We start from the raw sequence: 20,744 nt of genomic DNA, 5'->3' as shown, positions 1-20,744 counted from the left end.
CTTGGTCAAGAATAAATTCCCAAAACGGGAACACTTGATCACGCGAATGAAAAAAATTTGTTGGACTTTTACATGGGCTCGTCTCGGCGGTGTCCCCCGTAGGCCCCCTTTTCGTTATGTCTCAGCAAGGTATGTCTCCATGCGACCACCTGAGGTCCGACGAAAAGTAATTGCTTGACAACCTATATGAGACAGTAGATATTGAGACAACCTTAATGAGACACAGGGAGTCTACTGCATGTTTGTCCGTGCTTATCTGCGAGCCTCGACCGATGATCAGAATGCTGAGAGAGCGAGGGAGGAGCTGACTGCCTTCGCTGAGGAGCACGGGCGACGCGTCGCCTCGTACTACGTCGAGAACGTCTCAGGGGCGACGCTGGACCGCCCCGAGTTGCAGCGTCTGCTAAATGACTCACAGCCCGGTGACATCCTGCTTTTGGAGCAAGTAGACCGCCTAACGAGGCTCAAGGATGAGGATTGGCAGCGCCTCAAACGCCAGATCGAAGACAAGGGGCTTTCGGTGGTGGCCAAGGACCTCCCGACCTCCTACCAAGCGTTTAACGTGAAGGACGGCCAGGACTTTATGCAGTCAATGTTGAAGGCAATCAATACGATGATGCTGGATATGCTGGCTGCCATAGCCCGCAAGGACTACGAGGATCGGCGCAAACGTCAGGGGCAGGGCATTCAGAAGGCAAAGCAGGAAGGCAAGTACAGGGGGCGACAGGCAGACTCCAAGCGGCATCAGCGCGTTATCGAGTTGCGGGATGCTGGGCATACTTTAAATGACATCGCCAAGCTGTCTGGGTATTCCAAAGCAACCGTGTGTCGGGTGCTGGCAGGTGCCAAAGAAGCCAAGTGAGCTGGTTATTTGATAACCCACACCTTAGGGAGAAAAGCTGGCAGCAGCTTCATGCCTGTGTCTAGCACCCTGTTGTTATCAAGGTATATGAAGGGGTTATTCATCTATATCAATAACCCTTTGTAGAGCCATTAGTGCCTAAAGGGTAAACTCCACGCCCCCTTTGACTCATAAAGAAATCACTTAGAGCCCGTGTTTAATTTGCCCCCCCGAATAGCGAATATCGAGCGGAACTCCGTTTGGGAGACCAGTCACCACAAACAGTCCATGCCAGAAGGTGGTCGAAAGGAAGTTTGGTCCTTTCTTCCCGATTTCGGAGCAGGGCTTGATGGTGCCTGCGTTGATGAACTTTTCGGTTTTCTGTTTCCAGCGATTGGCAATCGAGGAAAGCGAGGACAGAGACAGGCGTTGATGGCTGCATTGCTTATGTTGGCGCAAGCCGCTGACTTTGGGGAGCTTAAAGGGGCTCTTTGCGGCTTTATACACAAGCGGTCAACTTCTCGCGTAAGCGAGCCTGATCGTTACCGAGTCTGCGATTTCAGCACGACGCAGTTTACAAAGGCACTGGATGCGTTGGTGGCTATTGAGTTTGCGGAATGTTGGAAAGGCTTCAAAGGGGCAGACTCTCCTAAAGGTGTAGCCTCACTCTGGCTGCCTACACGGTCGCTTAAAAGTTGGCTTTTTGAGCATTCCGAGGACGTTATGGCTGTCACTCTGAGAGAAAGCGGCGAAACCATTGTCCTGAAAGACGGTGACAAACGGCTTCAGGATTACGTAGACGAAGCGTTGACTTTGGCGATGCGTGAGCGAGTCGATGCGGCAAACAGTCTTCGGTTTCTGTACGCGTGGTCGTACGTGCCAATGATAGACAAACAGAGCTACCTTGAGAGCGATGAACGGCGTGCGATTCCGACCAGCAGTCTCAGATGCTACCGAGTGTTCAGCGGCGATTTCAGGTCCGGTGGACGCTTCTATTGCGGTGCTCAGGGACTGAGGAAAGGCGAGAGAGCGACTATTACGGTGGACGGAAAACCGACCGTTGAACTGGATTACAAAAGCCTTCACCCGCGTTTGCTATACAACGCAGAGGGTATAGCAGCTCCAGAAGACTGTTATTCCTCAGGAAGCCGCCCCCGCGAGCTGACGAAGCTGGTCAGCCTGCTTAGCATAAACTGCGATTCTTTCAGGCAAGCTCATCGAGCATTGATGCGTAACGCTCAGCTTAACTCGGATGAAGCCCGCGAACATCTCGAGACCTACGCTGAGGAGCATCCGGAAATATCTCATAGGTTTTTCCAGTCGGACTGGAAGCGCCTTCAGTACCTCGATAGCCAGATTGTTGATGCTGTGCTGACGAAAGCCGTGGCCTTGGAAATCCCAATTCTTCCGGTTCACGACAGTTTTATCGTCGCAACTGAGCATGCCTTCTGGGTAATGGAAGCCGCCGCCGAGAGTTATCGAGAGTTGACCGGTTTCGATGCGGTGATTGATTGGGAGCCAATGCCGGACATTGAGGCCCTGCTGGTAGCAGCCAGTTAGTGAACGAAGCGGTCTCTATGACCCTTCAGTACTAGCTGACAGTGATCTGATCAAGGCTGCATGCATGTTCTTCAGTGCTGTCTGTTCGCCGTAGTGGTGCGCCATTGTGTCCCGGCTGCGCCAGCCTTGGATTTCCTCTATGCGATCCAGAGAGACGTCAGCATTAGCAAGCCGTGTCTTCATGGTGTGTCGCATCTGGTGCGCCGTCCCGCATTTCAGCTTTGCAAGCGCCTTGTTGACCGAGGCGGACGCAGCGTCGTTCTTGACCCGCTCGCCTGTCATATATCGCGGGAATAGGTATTGGTCACTGGCCGTCTTGATGGCTCTCTGTGCGGCGAGCAGGGCATGACCCACGAGCGGAACTTTGCGCCTCGATGCTTTGGTTTTCAGACCGCGTAGGGGGTTCTCCTTGATGACAATATGAGGAGTCTCAGCGTCTAACACCACGTCCTCTCGCTGCATCCCGACAACCTCAGAGATACGCGCCCCTGTGTCTAGCAATAGACCGATGATGTTGCTGGTGTCGCCTTCGGTTTTACCAGCATGCTCACGCAGTCGCTCGACTTGTGCATCATTCAGGCCCTCGCGCTTTTCTTCGTCTTTCCCGTAGTTGGGTATCTCAAAGCCAGTGAAGGGGTTGCGTACGTCTGCCAGTTCATATTCACGAATCAAATCATTGATAGCAGCTCGGACAGTGTTAAGCCGTCTCCGTATTGAGGTGGTCTTGAGGCCCTGTTCCAGTGCTTTTTCAATGACACGGGTGACATCTCGGCGACGTACACGCCTGATCTCATTGTCTCCTGTTTCATTGATGACAAGATTGAAGGCTAGGACGGCATTATTGTGTATCCGCTTGGTGGCCCCGATAGGTGTGAGCGCCCCCCGTTTCTTCAAGTAGACCTGCTTAGCGTCACTCAGCGTGAATGACTCTCGACCTTGAATGATGGCCAGCGCCCGTAGCTCTGCGTCTGTCAAGTGTGGCTGTACGCTGGTAGCGTCGCCTGGAACTTTCTTTTCGAGGGCTTCGATGAACAGCTCATGGCCAATGTCAGCATAGGGGCCAGTCTGTTCTGCTATCGGCTCAGGCTCAAGATTGAAGCGCTCAAGTAGTTTTTCTGCGTCTCCCCGAGACCCGCCTAATCCTGTGCCTTCTCTGAGTTGCTTCCAGTGCGCATCGTCAGCTTTGGCAAGGCTGTCAATCAGTTTGGCTGCTGCCATCTTGTCATATGTCTTCAAGGCGACCTGACGGACTTTCTTGCCGATGCGCGGCGCTATGTCCTTGGGCACTCGGCGTCGGTAGTAATAAGGGCCTTTGGTGTGCTTTTGCCACAGATAGTCGATTGTCACTGTTAATGCGCCGGAGCGGTGGAGTACGTTAGGCATGGTGGTATCACTCATCGTGTCCCAGATGTGATACCGATACGGCGGGATTTTCCGTTAAAACCTCAATGAAAACAAGAGTCTGAAGTTTTAAGCTGGTACCCCCGGCAGGACTCGAACCTGCTACCTTCCCCTTAGGAGGGGGACGCTCTATCCAGATGAGCTACGGGGGCAATTTCTCAGGAAGGGCGGTATGATAGCGGTCTGAAGCGGGCGGCTCAAGGTGTAGCCCTGATTCCTAGGTATCCCGGAGTGAACGTTGCCTGATCAGTTTTCCCTTAGTGTGGTGATGCCGGTGTGGAACGAAGCAACCGGCATTACAAGTACCCTCGAAGCGCTGGCGCCGCTGCGACGAGCCGGCCATGAAGTCATTGTGGTGGATGCTGGCAGTGACGATGGCACCGCTGCGCTCGCACGGCCACTGTGCGATCGGGTTGTCGATGCCGAAAAGGGCCGCGCCGCCCAGATGAACGCCGGTGCAACGGTCGCCCGTGGCCATATGTTGCTGTTCCTGCATGCCGATACCCGGCTCCCTTCCGATGCGCTCCCGCGTTTACAAGCTTTTATGGCAACTCGCCGCGCTTGGGGTCGGTTCGATGTGCGCCTGAGCGCGCAGCGGCCTCTGTTCCGAGTGATAGCCTGGTTCATGAACACCCGGTCCCGGCTGACGGGAATCTGCACCGGCGATCAGGCGATATTTGTTCGCCGGGATGTGTTTGAAGCTCTGGGTGGCTTCCAGCCGCTGCCACTGATGGAGGACGTCGAGTTTTCCCGGCGCCTGCGTCTGGCCTCCCGTCCGTTTTGTGTTCGGTCGCCAGTGATCACCGACAGCCGGCGCTGGGAAAAACTGGGGCCGTGGCGTACGATTTTTCTGATGTGGCGGTTACGCTGGCGCTACTGGCGCGGCGAGTCGCCGGAATCCCTGGCCCAGGCCTACCGCTCGGATGTCCGCAATGCCTGATACCAACTGCCCGAACGCAGTGTTAATGCAATTCGCTAAATGGCCGGAAGAGGGCCGGGTGAAGACACGTTTGATGCCGGCGCTCGGTGCCGGGGGTGCTCTTCGCGCTCACGTTACCCTGACTCTGGCGGTTCTCGACAATCTCTGTGCCACCGGTTATCCGGTGCAGTTCTGGTGGGATCGCGAGCTTGAACGGATCCCTTTGGAAGCCGATTCCATCGTGCACAACCTGGAATGCGCTGGCCTGGAGCAGAAAATCCAGCAAGGTGGAACTCTGGGCGACCGGATGCTGGCCGCTTTGACATCTTCTCTGGAGCAGCACTCCCGGGCCGTGGTGATTGGCAGCGATTGCCCCTCGGTAGATCCCCAGTATGTGCGTCAGGCGCTGGAAAAGCTGAACGAGTTTGATGTGGTGCTCGGTCCGTCGGACGACGGCGGCTATGTCCTGATCGGCGCCAGCCGCGTGATGCCGGGTATGTTGGATGATATTGACTGGGGCAGTGAGCGGGTTCTGAAGCAAACCCAGGCCCGGCTTAAACAGCTGGGGCTCCGCGTCAGTTTGCTGGAGCCCCGCTGGGATGTGGATGAGCCCGAAGACTGGGCCCGTTTTCAGCGCCTGATTGACGCCTAATTCAGCTGGCCGGCACCGGTGGCCGGGTCATCAAGCGGGTCAGGCTGCTGTCGGCATTCGCTTTATCCTGGCCCGTGACCACCCGCAAGGCGCGCTGCCGTTCCATAATTGCCTGCTTGAACGTCTCCAGCAGTTCCGCTTTGGTTACGGATGCAATGGCGTTGGCCAGTTTCTCACGGGAGTCAAAGCTGTCGGCGTTGCGGTCGATTTCACGCCAGTAACGGCTGGAAATGTCGCCGAGCTTGCGGTCGCGTTCCAGTAATTTGCTGATCACCGCCTGCTTCTCGCGCTTCAGATTGGCCTCGTCCAGGCCAGCGATAGTCGCTTCAAACCCTTCGGAAAATTCTCGCACGGCTTGATCAATTTGCGTTGGGCTGGCGCCTGGGGACTGCACCACAAAACCCAGGGCCGGGGTTTCCAGCATCTCGAAGGGCGTCGCGTAAACGATGTACCCTAACTGCCGGTTGGTGCGCAGTTCCTCGTAGAACGGGCTGCTGATGATTTGCGCCAGCAGGCGGAAGCGAGCGCGCTCTTCGAAGCCGGTATTGTCGCCTTGCATGTAAAGGGTGTAGCCGGTGTCTGGATGTTCAACGTCAAGGGTCACCTGGGTTTCCTGTGCTGGAAGCTGACGTACTCGGCTCCGATCGACGGTGGCTATGGTGCTGTCATCAAGAACTACCGCCCGAACCTGCTGCGCCAGGTTGAGAGCGTAGGCGTGGGTGAGGTTGCCATGGGCCAGCATCACCGGGTCCACCTCGGCCAGCAATGCCTCTGAGAACGACTTCAGTTCGTCTAGGCTGACTTCCCGGGCCGCTTCCAGTTTGTCCTCGGTGCTCCAGGCACCTTCAATAAGCGCGGTCTGGATGAACTCGGAGGTTTGTTCCACCGGGCGATTCTTGGCTTTGTTCTCCAGGCTGTCCACCAGATTCTGGCGGGCAATTTCAAACCGTTGGCGGGTCAGCGTCGGCTCTGCCACTTGCATCAGAATGCGGTTCATCAGTGTGTGGAGTTTGTCGCTGTAACCGCCGACACGCACGGTCACGCCGCGCAGATGCGGGTACACGCTGTAGTCCAGGCCGGCGAGACGAGCCGAGTAGGCCCAAGCGTTCAGGTTAGTGTTCACCGCATCCACCAGCAATTGCGTCAGCACGGTGCTGCGGGCCGACACCCGCGCCGCGGGGGTTCGCAGGCTCAGGAAAACGTTGGCCTTGGGCGTATCGAACCGGGTATCCCGGGCAAACCAGATTTCCAGGCCGTCGCGACTGGCCAGTTGGGTCGGTTGGTTCATGCTTGGGCCGGACACCATGCCCAGGTCTTCAGGCACAAACGGGTTTGGCTGGGGCAGGCGAAGCTGGGTTGCCAGTTCTGGCAGCGCATTGCGTTGCAGTCGCTCCGGCTCAAGGGCCTGCTTTTGCCATTCAGCGCCGTACCAGGCGGTCTGCTGCGGGTTCTCAAGGGCCGGTTCCGGATCCAGCACAAACACCATCAGGTTGTCTGGGGTGAGGCGATCAAGAATGGCCGAATATTGCTCTGGGGCGTAGCGCTCCAGCAACCAGGGCGCACTGAGAACATCTTTTGCCGGGTAGTATTGCAGCTGCCGGGACAGTGACATGACCTCATGGATGGGGTCGCTTTGTTCCCGGAACCGGAAATCGATCCGGGCCAGTTGCTGCATTTCCTGGAAGCGTTGTTCGTTGATGCCGTTGGCTCGAATCTGGTCAATGTACTCGAACACCAGCGGAAGAATGTCGTCATGGCGGCGCAATCCTTCCGGTGTCAGCGTCATGCTGATTTCCAGAGTGGCGCTCTCGCCGGTATCCATGCCCAGCCCGGCGGACAGGCTTTCCACCAGTCCCGCGCGCTTGAGTACATCAAACAGACTGCCCGGGCCTTCGTGGCCCAACAGGTTGGCGATGTAGCTTGCCGGTTTGGTGCGGTAATTCGCTTCCTGGGACGGAATGGGGAACGACAGGGTCAGGCTGCGCACATCTTTGATAGCGTCAGCGGTGACTTTGGCCGGCAGTGTTTCAGGGAGGTAAAAGGCAGCCGGATGTGGTTTCTGGGTGAGCTGGCGGTTTTCAATGGCATCGAAGCGACTGCGTACCATCTGCTCCAACTCATCCAGCGTTTGTGGACCGTACACTGCCAAGGTCATCAGATTGGCGGAGTAGCTGTCTTTCCAGAACTGGATCAGATCTGGCCGCAGTGGGTTGTCCTCGGTGTTCTCCAGCGTACTGAGGTTACCCACTGCAAACTGGTTAAAGGCGTGCTCGGGGTTGCTGGCCGCCTTTTTGACCGAGTAAAAGCGCCGACCGTCTTCCTTTTGTTTGGAGCTGAACTCTGAATGCACGGCATTGCGCTCGCGGTCTACCAGGTCAGCGGTAAACAGAGGGGCCGCAAACTGCTCGGCAAACCGGTCCAGCGCAGGCTCCAGAAACTGGGCCTCGACATCAAAGAAATAATTGGTGTCCTGGAAAGCGGTGAACGCGTTGTGACTGCCGCCGTGGCTCTTGATGAACTGCTGGTATTCGCCGGGCTCCGGATACTTTTCAGTACCCAAGAACAGCATGTGCTCGAGGAAATGGGCAAGTCCCTCACGGTCGGCCGGGTCGTCTCCGCTGCCGACCGCGACATTCAGCGAGGCAGCTGCTTTATCGGCGTCCTCATCCGAGACCAACACCGCGCGCAGGCCGTTATCCAGTTCCAGGATGCGATAGTCATTATCGTCGTTCGGGCTCTTGGTGGGCGGTTCGGCGGCAACGGCCAGGGCGCTGCTGAAGAGCAGGGCAATCAAAGCCAGGGTGCCGGCGAAACGTGGGCGCGTGATGGTGGTATGGAGGGTGCCAGTGCTCATAATGCCTCGATTGTTGATTGCGAGTTCAGGAGTGCTCAGTGCATCAGGGCGTTGCGAGTAGTCTCCGGCTGCTGGTCGAGCGTTTTCCGGGCCAGGTCTGCGGCGCTATCGGCATCAAGCTGGCCGGATGCGATACGTTCCAATACGGTGGCCATGATGGCAACGGATTGCCGGTACTCGGAGAATTCAGCCTGGAACGCCGAATCAATGGCTTGGTACACCGCTTGAATCTTTTCTTCGCGGCTACCGGAATGTTCGGCGGTGTCGTTGATGGCCTTGAGGCAGGCGCGGGCGATGGTGATGTAGCGTTCGGCGTTGGGATCGTCTTTGTTCATGATGGTTTCCGCAAGTGCTGGATTGGAGCTTGTGTTGATGACGCCAGGCGGCGCATTAAGTTCCCGATTATGTCATTGCTGGCGAGGTGTTTCATTGCTTTCCGGCAATCGAACGCGAGGGCGTGCAGTGATCGTTTGATGTGCTAATCTCTGAACCGTTGTGTCGGCATGGCAGACAGGCGCCCCAAGCGGCTCCCTGCCCAGAGTTAGAGTAATAGCTCTAATAAAAACAACAAGTTACAGAGTAAAAGCTCTAAAAAAGTTCGATACATAAAAGTTGCAATTAAGTACAATGCCGTCATTCCCGGCAATTCTTACGACTAAAGTCTAAGAGGGTGCCGGCATGGATAGACAATAAATAGGCAACAAACAGGGTGGAGAATTGATGAACTATTTCCTGACGGGTGGCACCGGATTCATTGGCCGTTTTCTCGTTGAAAAGCTGTTGGCACGTGGGGGCACAGTTCACGTACTTGTGCGCGAGCAGTCTCTCGGCAAGCTTGAGCAGCTGAGAGAGCGCTGGGGTGCAGACGAGTCGCAGGTGAAGGCCGTTATTGGCGACCTCACCAGCAAGAACCTTGGTATCGATGCCAAGGCCATGAAAGAGCTGGAAGGTAATATTGATCATTTCTTCCACCTGGCTGCCGTGTACGACATGGGTGCCGACGAGGAAGCCCAGCAGGCGACCAACATCGAAGGCACCCGCGCTGCGGTGAATGCTGCTGAAGCCATGGGAGCCAAGCACTTCCATCACGTGTCCTCCATTGCCGCCGCCGGCATGTTCAAGGGCACCTTCCGCGAAGACATGTTCGAAGAAGCGGAGAAGCTGGACCATCCCTACCTGCTCACCAAGCACGAGTCTGAAAAGCTGGTGCGCGAGGAGTGCAAGGTTCCGTTCCGCATCTACCGTCCGGGAATGGTCATTGGTCACTCCAAGACCGGTGAAATGGACAAGGTTGATGGTCCTTATTACTTCTTCAAGATGATCCAGAAGATCCGTCACGCGCTGCCGCAGTGGGTTCCTACTATTGGTATCGAAGGTGGCCGACTGAACATTGTACCGGTCGACTTCGTGGTTAACGCCATGGACCACATTGCCCACCTGGAAGATGAAGACGGCAAGTGCTTCCACCTGGTGGATTCCGATCCGTACAAAGTTGGCGAAATCCTGAACATCTTCTCGGAAGCCGGTCACGCGCCCAAGATGGGTATGCGCATTGACTCCCGCATGTTCGGATTCATCCCGCCGTTCATCCGCCAGAGCCTGAAGAATCTGCCGCCGGTGAAGCGACTGACCAGCGCCGTGCTGGATGACATGGGCATTCCGCCCTCCGTCATGTCTTTTATCAACTACCCAACCCGTTTCGATGCCCGTGAAACTGAGCGCGTGCTGAAGGACACCGGTATTGAAGTGCCGCGGTTGGATGAATACTCCGCAGTAATCTGGGATTACTGGGAGCGCAACCTGGATCCGGACCTGTTCAAGGACCGCACCCTGCGCGGAACCGTTGAAGGACGCGTGTGCGTGGTTACCGGCGCAACCTCCGGTATCGGCCTTGCCACAGCGCAGAAGCTTGCGGACGCAGGTGCCATCCTGGTGATCGGTGCCCGTAAACCGGAGCGCCTGAAAGAAGTGGCCGAGGAACTTGAATCCCGCGGCGCCAGTGTGCACGCCTACCAGTGTGACTTCTCTGAGATGGAAGACGCCGATCGTTTCGTGGAAACCGTTCTGGATAACCACGGCCATGTCGATGTTCTGGTCAACAACGCCGGCCGGTCAATTCGTCGTTCCCTGGACCTGTCCTTCGACCGTTTCCACGATTTCGAGCGCACCATGCAGCTGAACTACTTCGGCTCCGTGCGCCTGATCATGGGCTTCGCGCCTAAGATGCTGGAGCGTCGTCGTGGACACGTGATCAACATCTCCTCCATCGGTGTACTGACCAACGCGCCGCGTTTCTCCGCGTACGTTGCGTCCAAGTCCGCTTTGGATGCGTTCAGTCGCTGTGCCGCGGCCGAGTGGTCGGATCGCAACGTCACCTTCACCACCATCAACATGCCGCTGGTGAAGACGCCGATGATCGCGCCGACCAAGATCTACGATTCGGTGCCGACTCTGACTCCGGACGAAGCAGCCGACATGGTTGCCGAAGCCATTGTCTACCGTCCGAAGCGCATTGCTACGCGTCTGGGTATCTTTGCCCAGGTGCTGCATGCACTGGCGCCGAAGATGGGTGAGATCGTGATGAACACCGGCTACCGCATGTTCCCGGATTCACCGGCAGCGGCAGGTAGCAAGTCTGGCCAGAAGCCGAAGGTGTCGTCTGAGCAGGTGGCCTTCGCGGCGATCATGCGCGGCATCTACTGGTAAGCCACGCGCTGCAATGAAAAACCCCGCCTTGGCGGGGTTTTTTTATGGCTATTATTCCGATTCTTCCACCGGTGGTGGTGGAAACCCACCCAACTCTTTCCAGCGGTTGACGATGCCGCAGAACAGATCGGCGGTTTTTTCGGCATCGTAGGCGGCGGAGTGCGCCTCCTTATTGTTGAAGGGAATCCCGGCCAGTTTGCAGGCCTGGGCCAGAACTGTGTGACCATAGGCGAGACCGGCCAGGGTAGCGGTGTCGAACGTTGAGAACGGGTGGAACGGATTGCGCTTGATGTCCGAACGCATGGCCGCGGCAAAAACGAAATTATGATCGAAGGTGGCATTGTGGCCCACCAGCACCGCTCGCTTGCAGTCAAAGGCTTTCACTGCCTTCCGAATAGGGGTGAAAATTTCGCTCAGGCCTTCCCGCTCCGGGACGGCTTCCCGCTCCGGATTCCAGGGATCAATGCCGGTGAAGTCGAGGGCCGACTGTTCCAGGTTGGCGCCTTCAAACGGATCTATCTGTTGTACGTGGGTCTCGCCACGCACCAAGTAGCCGTCTTCGTCCATGGTCAGCAGCACGGCGGCCACTTCAAGGAGGGCATCCCGTTCCGGGTTGAAACCTGCGGTTTCCACGTCAACAACCACGGGTAAAAAGCCGCGAAAGCGGCGGGACATCGGATGCGGTTCTTTGTTTTCGTCAGTCACTCAAACTCCGGTCGTGCCAGGTGATAAAAGGTCAGGGTGATTTTTTACGCAAGGCGCCAGTGAACGGTTTCACCCGCCTTCAGTGGCACGATGTGGCCGTTGGCCAGCGGTAGCTGGTCCGGCATGGTCCAGGGCTCGCGCACCAGGGTAACGGTGTCGCGGTTGCGCGGCAGGCCGTAGAAGTCTGCGCCGTTGAAGCTGGCGAATGCTTCCAGTTTGTCCAGAATGCCAAGCTCTTCGAACACATCTGCGTACAGGCTCAGTGCGCCGTAGGCTGAGTAACAGCCGGCGCAACCGCAGGCGGCTTCCTTGCGGTCCTTGGAATGGGGCGCCGAATCGGTACCCAGGAAGAAACGCTTGTCACCGCTGGCAACGGCATCGCGCAGGGCCTGTTGGTGGCGGTTACGCTTCAGAATTGGCAGGCAGTACAGGTGCGGCCGAATACCGCCCACCAGCATGTGGTTGCGGTTGTACATCAGGTGTTGGGGCGTCAGGGTTGCGGCCAGGTTGTCACCCTTGTGTTGCCGCACAAACTCCGCGGAATCCGCGGTGGTGATGTGCTCCAGAACCACCTTCAGGCTGGGGAAGGCTTCCATGGTAGGGGTCAGAACTCGCTCCAGGAAGACCTTCTCACGGTCGAAAATGTCGATGTCCGCGTCGGTGACCTCGCCGTGAACCAGGAGCAACATGCCGCATTCGGCCATGGCATCCAGTACAGGGTAGATGTTGCGAATATCTTTCACGCCCGACGCCGAGTTGGTGGTCGCACCGGCCGGGTAGAGTTTTGCAGCCACCACGCCCGCAGCCTTGGCTTCTCGGATAGTCTCTGGCGTGGTTCCCTCGGTCAGATACAGAGTCATCAGCGGCTGAAATTCGGTGCCCTCGGCGGCCGCCAGGATCCGGTCCCGATAGGCCGTCGCGTCCGTCGCCGTAACGACCGGCGGTACCAGGTTCGGCATGATGATGGCTCGCCCGAAGCAGGCGGCGGTGGCTGGTACCACGTCGGCGAGAATGTCGCCATCGCGAACGTGCAGGTGCCAGTCGTCGGGTCGGGTGAGGGTGATCTGATCGGTCATGGGCGGTTTCCGCGATTCGGTCAGTGGGCCATGGCCCTGAGAAAATTTTGCGGATTATAGCAGAAGGGGCGAGTGTTTGTTTTTGTATCCGGCGCTAAAGTCAGTGCCGCGGGCGCCGTTAAACAGGCTATATGCTGAAATACTCAAGAGCGTCGGTAAACCGTTATGGCATCCAGCTTTCCCAAATTATTTCCGAATCTGCTCGGCGCCTTGACGCTTGGGGTGTCGGCCTCTGTTGATGCCGCGAGCTTCGGTGCCGGTATCGAGAACAGTCAGTGGTACCTGTCAGAGTCCGTCTTCGAATGCGCCCTGGTGCATGAGGTTCCCGGATACGGCAAGGCGGTGTTCCGGCATCGGGCAGGGGAACAGCTGACGTTTTTCCTCGAGTCCTCATCCCCGCTGATGCGACCGGGCCGGGGCACTCTGGTGGTGGAAGCACCGGCTTGGCGGCCAGGTGTCGCGCCCAGGTCCATGGGCAAAGTGACGGTGTCGGACAGTAATCGTCCGGTGCTGCTCGATACCCGTCAGGCTATGGTGTTGGTTCAGGGCTTGTTGCAGGGTATGCGTCCCACCGTCAGCCGGGAATCCTGGTTCGATGGTCGCCTGGTGCGAGTGCATGTATCTAACGTCAATTTCTCCGGGCAGTTCCAGAACTACCAGGCCTGCACCGCGAATCTGCTGCCGGTGAATTACGATCAGATCCGCCGTTCCCGCATTCCGTTCGCCAGTGGCAGTGCCAGTCTCTCCAACGGCGATCGGGCATTGCTGGACAACGTAGTCGCCTTTGTTATGGCTGACCCCAGCGTCGAAAGGGTGTTCGTTGATGGCCACAGTGACCGTCTGGGCAGCCGGATCGACAACCGGGCACTGTCCGAAAAGCGCGCCAATGTGGTGGCGGACTATCTGAAGGCCCGAGGTGTGTCCGAGGATTTGATTACCGTGCGCGCCCATGGCGACCAATACCCGGTTTCACGGCGCCCGGCGGACAACCGCCGGACCAACATTCGCTTGCAGCGTGAGGGCGAGCGCCCCGAGCTTCAGCAGGCCAACGGTTATGGCGGTGATTCAGCCCAGGATGGCCCGGGTTAATTGACCGACTTCAGCACCTGCACATGAGCCGCAACGCTCTCAGCGAGGGCCTTGAGGTGATAGCCACCTTCCAGGGTTGAAATGACCCGGTCATTGGCGTGGTCACGGGCCACGCCGACAATCATTTCCGTCAACCAGCGATAGTCGTCCACTTCCAGATTCAACTCCGCCAGGGGATCCAGCGCGTGGCCATCGAAGCCGGCTGAAATCAGGATCAGTTGAGGATCGAAGTCTCGCAGTCTTTGCATCCAGGCATTCTCGATGGTCTTGCGGTATTCGATGGCAGCGCAGCCAGCGGCAATGGGGGTGTTGATGATGTTGCTGGCTTGTCTGTGAACGTGGGAGTGGGGATAGAACGGATGCTGGAAGCTTGAGCACATGAGAATGCGCTCATCACCACCGACGATATCTACCGTGCCATTGCCCTGGTGCACGTCGAAATCTATGATGGCCACTCGTTCCAGCTGGTGGAAGGTCAGGGCCCGCATCGCGGCCAATGCGATGTTGTTGTAGAAACAGAACCCCATCGATTTTGCCCGTTCGGCATGATGCCCGGGTGGACGCGCACAGACAAAGGCATTCGTTACCTGGCCACTCATAACCATGTCTACGGCCTGCACACTGGCGCCAGCTGACAGACGAGCGGCCCGCAAGGTATCCGGCATCATTGCGGTATCAGGGTCGGTAAACACCCGGCCGCGGGTCGGCTGCATCAGGTCGAGCTGGTGCAGGTACTTTTCAGGATGTACGGTTAGCAGTTGATCACGGGTGATTTCCTCAGGCCGGACCCAGTCCAGGTTCTGGTCCAGACCGGTTTCGGCGAGGTAGCTGAGAATGGCTGAAATCCGCTCCGGGCATTCCGGATGTCCCGGACCCATGTTGTGCTTCAAACAGTCGTCGTGGGAAAAAAATGCCGTGGTCATACGTGTCTGACGCCCTGAATCTGCTTGTATTTTCACCAATGTTATCAGGGAATAAACGAGACTGCCGTGTTTCTTTGGTCGTAAAGCCAGGGCTAGCCGTTTTACATCGATCGATCAGGGCCTAAGATAAGAAGGTCAGTCATAACTCACCTGATTTCTGAGAGTTACCACCTTTAGGGCCAAGCGCCTGGCACCCAAGGAGAGTCTGTTTGAGTACCCGATACCTTGAAAGTCTGTTTAATCCCGCCTCCATCGTGGTAATTGGTGCGTCGGAGCGGTCGAACAGCCTTGGTGGCATGGTGCTGCGAAACCTCATGGGCGGCGGCTATCCCGGCAAGCTGCTGGTGGTCAACCAGAACGATTACGACAACGTTCATGGCGTGCCCTGCGTCAAAAAGGTCGCCAAGATGGACTTTTCGCCAGAGCTGGCGATTATCTGTACGCCGCCGGACACAGTTGCCAAGACCATCAAGCGGCTGGGCGAAGCGGGTGTGCGTACGGCCATTGTAATGACCGGGGGCATGTCCCGAACCCACAGTAAAACCGGGCAGCCGCTGATGTATTCGGTACGCGAAGCCGCGCGGGAAACCGGCATTCGCGTGCTGGGGCCGAACACCATCGGGCTGATGGTGCCGGCCCGGAGTCTGAACGCGACATACGCCCATATGGGTGCGATTCCCGGCAAGGTGGCGTTCGTTGGCCAGTCAGGCACCATCGCCAGCTCGGTAATAGACTGGGCCTTCGCCCGGGGGGTGGGTTTTTCCTATTTCCTGACTCTTGGTGACGGTATGGACATCGATCACGATGACCTGATTGATTACCTGGCTCAGGATACCCAGACCCGCGCCATCCTGTTGCACATTGAGAATATTCCCAACCCGCGCCGGTTCATGTCAGCGGTCCGGGTAGCGTCCCGGACCAAGCCCGTGATCGCGGTGAAATCCGGTCGCGTGCCGGAGTCGGAATGGTTTGCCCACCAGCTTCCGGCGGGTTTGCATCGAAGTGATCCGATCTACGACGCTATGCTGCAACGAGCCGGTGTGTTGCGGGTGGATGGCCTCGGCCAGATGTTCGATGCCCTGGAAACACTGACCCGGATGCGGCCACTACGCCGTGAAACCCTCGCCATCATGGCCAATGGGGTAGGGCCGGGTGTGTTGGCGGTCGACCGGCTGGCGGATCTGGGCGGCGAACTGGCCCAGCTATCAGATCAAAGTATCAACGCGCTGGCCGAAATGTTGCCACCTTACTGGACCCGCCGAAACCCCGTCGACCTCAACTACGATGCCTCGCCCGAGCTGTACGCTAAGGCCATCAAGGTGCTGGCCAAAGACCCGGAAGTGGCCAACGTGCTGGTCATGTACGCGCCCAGTCTGACTGAAGACAGCCTGCAGATCGCCGATGCGGTGGTCCAGGCAGCAAAGGGTACGCGCTTGAATGTGTTTACCTGCTGGCTGGGCCAGAGCACGGTGATGGATGCCCGGGACGAGTTCTATCGGGCCGGGGTGCCTTCTTTCTTTAGTCCGGAAAAGGCGGTCATGGCCTTCATGCAACATGTGCGGCATCAGCGGGTGCAGCGCTTGCTGACTGAAACCCCGGAGTCGTTCACCGATCATTATGCCGATCGTGGTCATACCCGGCGGGCAGTGCTCAGGGCCTTGCGTGCCGGTCGCAATCACCTGTCGAACCAGGAAGCGCGGGAGTTGACTGCTGATTACGGCATTAAAACCATCGACACCATGTACTGTGACGACATGGAAGAAGTGCTCGAGGCCTTTGCGGTGGAACGCCGGCCGGTGGATGTCACCATCATTCACGAGCAGGCCTGTCAGCCGTTCGTCAAGCTTAGCCCCAGTCAGCGTCGCTACAAAGGCACCATGCAGAAGCTGAACGGCGAGCCGGCTATCATCGACGCCTGCCGTTACTTGATGGAGGAGTACCGGCTGCATTTTCCCGATAGCGGCTTCCTGGGATTTGCCGTCCAGTATTCGTACCAGCACGTCGGTGGCGTCGAATTCAGCGTTGGCATTACCCGGGATTCGCTGTTCGGGCCATTGGTGGTGTGCGGGGCCTCTGGTGCCGAGATCAACGTTACCACCGACCGCCAGATTGCCTTGCCACCGCTGAATATGGTGCTGGCGAGGGAGCTGCTGCGCCGCACCTACATGTATAAGCTACTGAAAGAAAACAGCCTGCAACCGGAAGAGGACGTGCGGGCAGTGTCCGAAACCCTGGTGACTCTGTCCCAGATCGTGATCGACATTCCCGAAATTCAGGGCCTGGAAATTTCGCCGCTGCTATTTAACGAGCAGGGTGCCGTTGCCGTTAATATCGCTATCAGTGTTTGTGATGAGGCGAGCCAGCCGATCATTCAGGCCTATCCCCGGGAGCTGGAGGAGTGGATCGTGCTGCCGAAATCCGGACGCCGGGTCATTATTCGCCCGGTGCTGGCCCAGGACGAGCCGGCCCACCGCGCCTTTCACGAGCTGCAGTCACCTGAATCCATTCGTTACCGGTTCTTCCAGTATCGCAAACACTTTTCACGGGAAGACGTGGCGCAAATGGTGCAGATTGATTACGACCGCGAGATGGTGTTCATTGCCAATGCGCCCCGTGAAGACGCCGAGGGCGAGGAAACCCTGGGTACGGTCCGCACCTGGACCGACGCCGACAACCTGCAGTGCGAATTCGCGGTGATGGTACACGACAAGATGAAAGGCGAGGGCCTGGGGGTCGCGCTGATGCAGAAGATGATCGATTACTGTCGAGCCCGCGGCACGGTGGAAATGGTGGGTAATGTTCTGCCCGATAACCGGCCAATGCTGCAACTGGCCGAGCATCTGGGCTTTGAGGTCAAGTACAACCTGGAAGAAGAAGTGATGGATCTCCGGCTGGTGTTGAACGAGCCGGAGAAGGATTGGCAGCGGGAGCGGCTGGGCAAGAGCTCCCACTAGGGAAGCTCCTGCCCGCAAGACTTACTCCTCGACGATGGCCGAGCGGTCCTCGCCACCCATGGCTTCGAGCAGGCCCGGAATCAGCCGGGACAGCTCCAGGGTCATCAGGGTGAAGGCTGCGTCGAATTTGGCAGCGGCATCATCGGCATCGACGTCATCCAGCTGCTCCTGCAGGGTCTCACCAAATTTCAGGCGTTTAATGCCGAGCTCTTCGTCCAGCACGAACGACACGTTATCGTCCCAGGTGAGGGAAAGCTTGGTGACCTGCATGCCGGCATCCAGGTGGTTGCGGATTTCGTCGGCCTTCAGGTCCAGCCCCTTGCAACGCACCACACGGCCGTCCTCCGACGGATCTTTCAGCTCACACTCGTTGCCCAGAACCACCTTGCCGGGAATGTCGATGCTTTCGTTCAGCCAGCCAGTAAAGGTAAACGCCGGTGCCTGTTCCACCGCTGGCGGCCGTACCGGCAGCGAGCCGAGGCTCTTGCGCAGGGTTGAGGCCAGATCCTCGGCCTGCTTGGCAGAGCCGGCATCGACCACCAGAACGCCGTCTTTCGGAGCCAGGTAGGCAAAGCTGCGGCGGTTCTTCGAGAACGCCTGGGGCAGCATTTCAAGCATGACCTGTTCTTTGATTTCATCTTTTTCTTTGCGACGAACCTTCCGGCCCTGGTCAATTTCGATCGCTTCCGCCTTCTCCTCAACGGCTTCTTTGACCACCGCGCCGGGCAGGATCTTTTCTTCTTTGCGCAAGGCGATCAAGTGGTAGCCGTCGGCACTGTGAACCAGCAGCTCACCGTGCTTGCCGAGCGGAGGCACCCAGCCTTGCCGGGTAGTTTCCTGAGGGCCACAGGGCTTGAAGGTGTCGGCCTGGAGTTTTTCTTCCAGCTCTTCAGCTGAGATATCAAAGGGTTTGGTAAATCGGAAAACACGGGCATTACGAAACCACATCAGGCTTGTTCCTTGCGTTTAAAAGATTAGACGATTCAGAAAACGAAAAAGGGGCAGGGATGATACGGCCACCGGTTAGTGGCCGTAAAGTGACGACTCAGGCGTCAGAGGTTCATGATCTCCACCATCACGGTCTTGACCAGAAAGCCGACCACCCCGGCTCCCAGCACAGTAAAGAGTGCCAGGGTCCCAAACTTACCAGCCTTGGATTTCTTGGCTAGGTCCCAGACGATGATGCCCATCCAGACAATTAGCCCGGTCAGTAGCACCAGCATGGCGATTTGTGAAAACACTGCTTCATTCATCGGGTAAAAAACCTTGGTTCAATAGCTAAGCTTGGTCCCGCAGGAACACCCAGTTATTACCTTCGGACTGTTCCTCGCTGAAGTAATAGCCGTCGAGGTTAAAGCCTTTCAGGTCATCGGCCTGGGTGATCCGGTTTTCGATGGCAAAGCGGCACATCAAGCCCCGGGCTTTCTTGGCGTAGAAGCTGATCATTTTGTACTGGCCATTTTTCCAGTCCTTGAACTGCGGCGTGATCAGACGAGCATTCAGTTCTTTCTTCTTGATGCTCTTGAAGTACTCGTTGGAGGCCAGGTTCACCAACACTCCATCGTCGGAGGCGAGCAGGCGGTTAAGCTCCTCGGTCAGGATGCTGCCCCAGAAGGCATAAAGGTCTTTGCCGCGGCTGTTCTCAAACTTTGTACCCATTTCCAGCCGGTAAGGCTGCATCAAATCGAGCGGCCTCAGCAGGCCATACAGCCCTGAGAGCATGCGCAGGTGGTTCTGTGCAAAGGCAAAATCGTCCTCGCTGAAGCTCTGGGCGGCCAGCCCGGTGTAGACATCGCCTTTGAACGCGAGCGAAGCCTGGCGGGCATTCTCCAGGCTGAACGGCGTGTGCCAGTTCTGAAAGCGCTCGGCGTTGAGCTGGCCCAGTTTTTCGCTGATGCTCATCAGGTTGCTGACCTGGTGAGGCTCCAGTTCCTTGAGCTGATCGATCAGCTCGCAGGCGTGATTGAGAAACTCCGGTTGGGTATGGGATTCCGTTGCCAGAGGACTCTCGTAATCGAGGGTCTTGGCAGGAGAAATGACCATAAGCATGTCAGGCAATCCTCATTGAAGAAACGTGAGTAACTGATCCCTGGTGAATGGCCAGTCCAGTTCGGCGCCGGTGTCGTTGCGGCGCAGGACCGGTATGCGCGTTCCATAACGCTCAACCAGTTCTTCGGACTGGACAATGTCCACAACGTCGACCGGAATCGGCGCGGGCATAGGCGTATTGACCAGCAGCGCTTCGGCCAGCTCACACAGGTGGCACTGGGTGGTGGTGTAGAACAGCAGCTCCATTATTTTGGCTGCGCGTCCAGTTGTTGACCGTTAACGCCCTGGCTGTCTTTACCCATCAGGTACAGGTAAATGGGCATCAGCTCCTCGGGCGCGGGATTCTGCTGAGGGTTCTCGGCCGGATAGGCGTGCGCCCTCATATTGGTACGGGTAGCGCCGGGGTTCAGACTGTTCACTCGCACGTTGTGGCGCTCGTCATCCAGCTCATCAGCCATCAGTTGACTCAGGCCTTCGACGGCAAACTTGGACACCGCATAGGCGCCCCAATACGCCTTGGCTTTCCGGCCGACACCGGAGGAGGTGAAGATCACCGAGGCGTCGGTGGATTTGCGCAGCAGGGGAATCATCGCGCGGCTCAGGAGGAAGGGCGCGGTGGCATTCACGTGCATCACCTTGTTCCACATTTCCGGGTCGTACAACTCAACCGGACTGCGGTCTCCGAGGATGGCGGCATTGTGGAGAATGCCATCCAGGTGGTCGAAGTTGTCTTCCAGGGTCATCGCCAGTTCTTCGTAGTCCTTAACCGCAGCGCCCTCGAAGTTCATCGGCACAATGGCGGGCTTCGGGTGGCCGGCGGCTTCGATCTCGTCGTACACCGCTTCCAGTTTGGAAACGGTACGGCCGACCAGGATCACGGTAGCGCCGTGGGCTGCGTAGGTCAGGGCAGCTGCCCGGCCAATACCGCTGCCAGCCCCGGTCACCATGATGATGCGGTCTTGCAGAAGATCGGCGGGCGCTTGGTAATCGTGCATAACCTGTCTCCGTGTCAGGC

General features: G+C 57.6%; 18 protein-coding genes and 1 tRNA gene. 7 read left to right on the top strand and 12 right to left on the bottom strand.

Annotated features, from left to right (window positions below):
- Positions 1–238 precede the first annotated feature (238 nt).
- The gene (locus FGO67_RS15660; protein WP_203301625.1) at positions 239–862 is read left to right on the top strand and encodes a recombinase family protein; all 624 of its coding nucleotides are present in this window, start codon (positions 239–241) and stop codon (positions 860–862) included.
- A gap of 267 nt (positions 863–1,129) precedes the next feature.
- Positions 1,130–2,401 (top strand): hypothetical protein, encoded by a 1,272-nt coding sequence (locus FGO67_RS15655; RefSeq protein WP_203301624.1) that lies wholly within the window; start codon positions 1,130–1,132, stop codon positions 2,399–2,401.
- 15 nt (positions 2,402–2,416) lie between these two features.
- On the opposite strand, the gene FGO67_RS15650 is transcribed toward FGO67_RS15655, so the two are convergent.
- Together FGO67_RS15650 and FGO67_RS15645 are read right to left on the bottom strand one after the other, a co-directional pair.
- Positions 2,417–3,799 carry a tyrosine-type recombinase/integrase gene (locus FGO67_RS15650; protein ID WP_203301623.1) on the bottom strand — a complete coding sequence of 461 codons (1,383 nt, stop codon included), beginning with the start codon at positions 3,797–3,799 and terminating at the stop codon, positions 2,417–2,419.
- A 78-nt stretch (positions 3,800–3,877) separates the two neighbouring features.
- Positions 3,878–3,954 (bottom strand) — tRNA-Arg (locus FGO67_RS15645).
- Positions 3,955–4,040: 86 nt separating this feature from the next.
- Here FGO67_RS15645 and FGO67_RS15640 point away from each other — a divergent pair.
- Entirely contained in the window at positions 4,041–4,742 is a 702-nt protein-coding gene (locus tag FGO67_RS15640; protein ID WP_238942510.1) for a TIGR04283 family arsenosugar biosynthesis glycosyltransferase, read from the top strand.
- A complete protein-coding gene (locus FGO67_RS15635; RefSeq protein WP_203301622.1) occupies positions 4,735–5,373 on the top strand; it encodes a TIGR04282 family arsenosugar biosynthesis glycosyltransferase in 639 nt (212 codons plus the stop codon). Before FGO67_RS15640 ends, FGO67_RS15635 begins: the two co-directional genes overlap by 8 nt.
- Before the next feature lies 1 nt (position 5,374).
- Here FGO67_RS15635 and FGO67_RS15630 read toward each other — a convergent pair whose 3' ends face one another.
- Positions 5,375–8,227, bottom strand: coding sequence for an insulinase family protein (locus tag FGO67_RS15630; protein WP_203301621.1), 2,853 nt, complete (start codon positions 8,225–8,227; stop codon positions 5,375–5,377).
- A gap of 35 nt (positions 8,228–8,262) precedes the next feature.
- A complete protein-coding gene (locus FGO67_RS15625; RefSeq protein WP_041342907.1) occupies positions 8,263–8,562 on the bottom strand; it encodes a hypothetical protein in 300 nt (99 codons plus the stop codon).
- 385 nt (positions 8,563–8,947) lie between these two features.
- Between FGO67_RS15625 and FGO67_RS15620 the strand changes: the two genes are divergently transcribed.
- On the top strand, positions 8,948–10,933 hold the full coding sequence (locus tag FGO67_RS15620; RefSeq protein ID WP_203301620.1) for an SDR family oxidoreductase: 1,986 nt from the start codon (positions 8,948–8,950) through the stop codon (positions 10,931–10,933).
- A 51-nt stretch (positions 10,934–10,984) separates the two neighbouring features.
- Here FGO67_RS15620 and rnt read toward each other — a convergent pair whose 3' ends face one another.
- Complete coding sequence (rnt, locus tag FGO67_RS15615) at positions 10,985–11,638, bottom strand: ribonuclease T (RefSeq protein ID WP_203301619.1); 654 nt, start codon at positions 11,636–11,638, stop codon at positions 10,985–10,987.
- A 44-nt stretch (positions 11,639–11,682) separates the two neighbouring features.
- Positions 11,683–12,714, bottom strand: a complete 1,032-nt coding sequence (gene pyrC / locus FGO67_RS15610) for a dihydroorotase (protein ID WP_203301618.1) — start codon at positions 12,712–12,714, stop codon at positions 11,683–11,685.
- Between the two features lie 165 nt (positions 12,715–12,879).
- Between pyrC and FGO67_RS15605 the strand changes: the two genes are divergently transcribed.
- Complete coding sequence (locus FGO67_RS15605; protein WP_203301617.1) at positions 12,880–13,803, top strand: flagellar protein MotY; 924 nt, start codon at positions 12,880–12,882, stop codon at positions 13,801–13,803.
- Here the strand turns inward: FGO67_RS15605 and FGO67_RS15600 are convergent.
- A complete protein-coding gene (locus FGO67_RS15600; RefSeq protein ID WP_203301616.1) occupies positions 13,800–14,726 on the bottom strand; it encodes a histone deacetylase family protein in 927 nt (308 codons plus the stop codon). The genes FGO67_RS15605 and FGO67_RS15600 overlap by 4 nt on opposite strands.
- A 209-nt stretch (positions 14,727–14,935) precedes the next feature.
- Between FGO67_RS15600 and FGO67_RS15595 the strand changes: the two genes are divergently transcribed.
- Positions 14,936–17,680, top strand: coding sequence for a bifunctional acetate--CoA ligase family protein/GNAT family N-acetyltransferase (locus FGO67_RS15595; RefSeq protein ID WP_203301615.1), 2,745 nt, complete (start codon positions 14,936–14,938; stop codon positions 17,678–17,680).
- Between the two features lie 21 nt (positions 17,681–17,701).
- On the opposite strand, the gene rdgC is transcribed toward FGO67_RS15595, so the two are convergent.
- The 5 genes from rdgC to FGO67_RS15570 form a co-directional block, all read right to left on the bottom strand.
- The gene (gene rdgC, locus FGO67_RS15590) at positions 17,702–18,628 is read right to left on the bottom strand and encodes a recombination-associated protein RdgC (RefSeq protein ID WP_203301614.1); all 927 of its coding nucleotides are present in this window, start codon (positions 18,626–18,628) and stop codon (positions 17,702–17,704) included.
- A gap of 104 nt (positions 18,629–18,732) precedes the next feature.
- Complete coding sequence (locus tag FGO67_RS15585; RefSeq protein WP_138440459.1) at positions 18,733–18,933, bottom strand: DUF2788 domain-containing protein; 201 nt, start codon at positions 18,931–18,933, stop codon at positions 18,733–18,735.
- Positions 18,934–18,958: 25 nt separating this feature from the next.
- Complete coding sequence (gene yaaA, locus FGO67_RS15580) at positions 18,959–19,729, bottom strand: peroxide stress protein YaaA (protein ID WP_203301613.1); 771 nt, start codon at positions 19,727–19,729, stop codon at positions 18,959–18,961.
- A 12-nt stretch (positions 19,730–19,741) separates the two neighbouring features.
- Positions 19,742–19,975, bottom strand: a complete 234-nt coding sequence (locus tag FGO67_RS15575) for a glutaredoxin family protein (RefSeq protein ID WP_203301612.1) — start codon at positions 19,973–19,975, stop codon at positions 19,742–19,744.
- Entirely contained in the window at positions 19,975–20,724 is a 750-nt protein-coding gene (locus tag FGO67_RS15570; RefSeq protein ID WP_203301611.1) for a YciK family oxidoreductase, read from the bottom strand. Before FGO67_RS15570 ends, FGO67_RS15575 begins: the two co-directional genes overlap by 1 nt.
- Between the last annotated feature and the right edge of the window lie 20 nt (positions 20,725–20,744).

Origin of the sequence: Marinobacter sediminum (assembly GCF_016820575.1) — a bacterium.
GTDB classification, from domain to species: Bacteria; Pseudomonadota; Gammaproteobacteria; order Pseudomonadales; family Oleiphilaceae; genus Marinobacter; species Marinobacter sediminum.
This window is presented reverse-complemented; position numbering and strand designations above follow the sequence as displayed.